This is a genomic window from Peptoniphilus sp. (assembly GCF_050943655.1).
GTDB lineage: Bacteria > Bacillota > Clostridia > Tissierellales > Peptoniphilaceae > Peptoniphilus_A.
This window is the reverse complement of sequence record NZ_JBMNPQ010000105.1, coordinates 1-3,709: the sequence shown is the minus strand read 5'-3', so window position 1 is coordinate 3,709 and position 3,709 is coordinate 1. Positions and strand designations below refer to the sequence as shown.

General features: G+C 29.5%; 4 protein-coding genes. All 4 read right to left on the bottom strand.

The annotated features are described in order from the left end of the window. Window positions 1-128: 128 nt before the first annotated feature. Window positions 129-857, bottom strand: a complete 729-nt coding sequence (locus ACOX6R_RS07550; protein WP_433448864.1) for a prepilin peptidase — start codon at window positions 855-857, stop codon at window positions 129-131. Beyond that, a complete protein-coding gene (locus ACOX6R_RS07545) occupies window positions 850-1,230 on the bottom strand; it encodes a prepilin-type N-terminal cleavage/methylation domain-containing protein (RefSeq protein WP_433448863.1) in 381 nt (126 codons plus the stop codon). The genes ACOX6R_RS07550 and ACOX6R_RS07545 overlap by 8 nt, the downstream gene beginning before the upstream one ends. 49 nt (window positions 1,231-1,279) lie before the next feature. Continuing rightward, window positions 1,280-2,449, bottom strand: coding sequence for a type II secretion system F family protein (locus ACOX6R_RS07540; RefSeq protein ID WP_433448861.1), 1,170 nt, complete (start codon window positions 2,447-2,449; stop codon window positions 1,280-1,282). Between the two features lie 95 nt (window positions 2,450-2,544). Further along, the coding region (locus ACOX6R_RS07535; protein WP_433448859.1) for a GspE/PulE family protein at window positions 2,545-3,709 on the bottom strand (1,165 nt) is incomplete at its 5' end.

The window sequence follows — 3,709 nt, the reverse complement described above, 5'->3', positions numbered from 1 at the left end:
AAGATAACCCCATCTCTATAAATGGAATAAGGTATATAAAATTTCTTTGATTTATCATTTGATTTTAAATTTATGTAGTGGAAAAAACCATCTTTTATTTTTATAATACAATTTTCTTCAAACATAATTCACCTTAAAAACAATATTGCAACAGTTGCAAGACTCATATAGGGCCCAAAAGATATTGAGTCCTTCATCTTCTTTTTCTTTAGAATAATAAGTACGACAGAAGCTATGGCAGCAGAGATAAAGGAAATATTAAAAAATAATAAAACTTCATAGGAACTCTTACAAATAAAACCAATGGCAGCAGAATATATGACATCGCCAAGTCCCATCATGCCAGTAAAAAAATAAATTAAGAAAAATATCACACCAAGAACAAGTGCTAATTTAAATGTCACAAAAAAATCTTCACCAAAATATATCTTTGATATAAATTCAGTTATAAATAAAATAAAAACATCGAGATTATAAATATATCCACTACTAAGATCAATGTAGCCAATGGATATTATAGTTGCAACTTCTAAAATTATAAAAATTAAACGAATACTTAGACCATATTTTAAAACTGCAAGAAGAGAAAGTAGTCCTGTGACAAGTTCAAGAATAAATTTTTCTCTTCCTATCTTCCCGCCACAGTATCTACATCTTCCTCTGTTAATTAAATAAGAAAAAACTGGAATGAGGTCAATTGTTTTGAGAGTCTCATTGCAATTTTCACAATAAGATCTTTTAAATATAAAATCTTCACCCTTCTCTCTTCTGTAGTAGAAGAGCTGATAGAAGGAAGAAATTGACGCACCAAAAATAAATATTAAAAAATAGATAAATAGTAAAATAATATTATTCATCTTTTACTAATTCGTTGCCTGCGACTTTGACAGTGCCTGGTGTTACTACTATGTCGCCATTTTCAGCTTTAACACTAAAAGAGTCACTTTTAACTTTTAACGCTTTTGCTGGCTTTGGCATTTTACCTCCGTCAAGATATGGTTTTAAATTTTCTTCTGTAATTGGTCCAGTATGTTCTGGATTATCGACTAAAAATAAGATACCAGCATTTTTCAAAACTTTTACATTTGAATTGTGTGCCACTGCCTGTGCAGAAAGGTTCGCATTTGAATATTTCATCGTCGCAACAGAAATTAAAATCGCAATAATCGCTATTACTATTACAAGCTCAAGTAATGTAAATCCCTTATTTTTCTTTGAAAATTTTTTCATATACTCCTCCCAAAATATTTGCGCGCTTAAGTAATTTTTGATTTATTTTCTAGAATTGATTTACCATGTCGAAAATTGGAAGTGCAATTCCTAAAACAATAAAACCAACAATAAAAGATAAGATAATTATTAAAACTGGTCCCAAAACATTTAAGAATTTTTTGGAATCACTGTCCAAATCATCTTCATAAAACTCAGTACAAGTCTTAAAAGATTCCCTTAAACTTGATGACTCTTCACCAACTCTAACAAGTGAAATAAAAATTTCTGGAAATATTCCAATACACTCTAAACTCTCCCACAGAGAGTTGCCCGATTTTATGCTAGTTATAATAGATGCGTATTTTTCTTTTAATGCCACATTTTCTTCCATGTCACTTATGATATTTAAACTTCTATCAAGAGTCATGCCTGAAGTTAAACAGACTTCCATCTTAAATGAAAAATTTAAAGTCTTTACACTTCTATAAAATTTACTTTTAAGATAAAATGCGTGTAGCTTTTTTGGTCTACTATTCTTTAGATATATTATGTACAACAGAACAAGTAGTATTGCAACAAGAATTAAAAGATTATATCTTTGCATAAACTCTGAGACATTCATGATTATCCTTGTGATTAAAGGTAAGCTTGAGCCTGCACTTTCAAAAATATCATTAAACCCTGGAATTACATTTGAAATTAAAAAGTTTACAACAACAAAAGTCGTAATAAGTAAAATTATTGGATAGGCCAGAGCGTTTAAAATTTTTGATTTAATGTCGCTATTTTTCTTATAATATTTTGATAAATTTTTAAAGACTATTAAAAGATTCGATGTACTTTCACCAACATAAATTAAACTAATTACAAACTTTGGAAAGTTCTTTGTCGCATCCATTGCTTGATAAAGACTCTTCCCATTCTTTAGATTGTCACTAATTTCATTTAACGAGCTATGCTTTTTCTTTGAAAACTGCTCTGCAAGAATATCAAAAGATTTCTCTATACTTATTCCAGAGCTTAACAAAATATAGAGCTCATTAAAGAGTATTTGAAGTTCATGATCTTTAAAAACTTTATTTACTTTTATTTTGTTATTAATAGAAATATTTTCACTTACTTTAATAGGTTTTAAACCTTTTGACTTTAAAGCTTTTATTGCATCGTCTAAGCTTTCTGACTCAATATTTCCATTTAAGATTTCGTCGCCACTTATGGCTCTATACTCAAATAACATAAACCACCAACTTCTATAAAAACGATTACATCTATATTAATTATACTTTATTATCACTCAATAAGAAATCCAAACTTAAGTAAAATTATGATAAATTAAAATTCACCAAGAGTATTTATATTTCTAAAATATTCGTCAATAGAAGTCTCGCCATTCTCAATCATTTTTATTATTTCATTAGATAAAGTGTTCATTCCCTTTTCTATGGCAACTCTTTTGATTTCAGATGTTGAAGATTTGTTAATAATTAATTCTCTTATCTCGTTATCTACAATCATTATTTCATAGACTGCCGTCCTACCCAAGTATCCGTTGTGACACTTTGGACATCCAACAGGTTCATAAATATATTCGGTATCTATTATTTTTAAATTGTTCCTTACTTTTCTCTTGCACTCAGGACATAATTTTTTAATAAGTCTTTGTGAAATAACACCGATAAGTCCAGCTGATACAAGATAAGGTTCCACTCCCATATTAATAAGTCTACTTATTGAAGAAGGTGAGCTCTCTGTATGTAGTGTCGAAAGAACTAAATGTCCAGTGATTGAAGATGAAATTGCAATATTTGCTGTATTTGTGTTTCTAATCTCACCAATCATAATTTTGTCAGGATCCATCCTTAAAATTGCCATAAGTCCCTTTTCAAAATCAAGACCAGTGTTTGGATTTACTTCGATTTGATTTATTCCTTCAATTTTATATTCAATTGGATCTTCAATAGTCATGATATTTATATCAGAATTTTTTAACTTTCTAAGAACTGTATAAAGCGTAGAAGTTTTTCCTGAAGAAGTTGGTCCACAACAAAGTATTAAACCAGACGGTTGACTTATAAGCCTTAAGACTTTTTCTAAATTATCTCCATTTAGTCCAATTCCCTCAGGCGTGTAAGAAATTCTTTGAATATCTAAAATCCTAAGCACAACTTTTTCTCCGTTTCCCGTTGGAGTTGTCGCAACTCTTATGTCGATATCATCATTTTCAAAAGCATAAGTAAATCGTCCATCTTGTGGAAGTCTCTTTTCAGAAATATCAAGGGATGAAAGAATTTTAATTCTAGAAATCACCTGAGCATATAGTGACTTTGTTATTCTTTTAAGCTCAATTAAAGAGCCGTCAACTCTTATGCGAATTAACACATCTTCAAATAAAGGCTCAAAGTGTATATCACTTGCGCCTTTTTCTATTGAAGTATTGAGTATTAAATTCAAGACTCTCACAGCTGGAGAGTCTTCATCTTTAATATATAAATTGTTA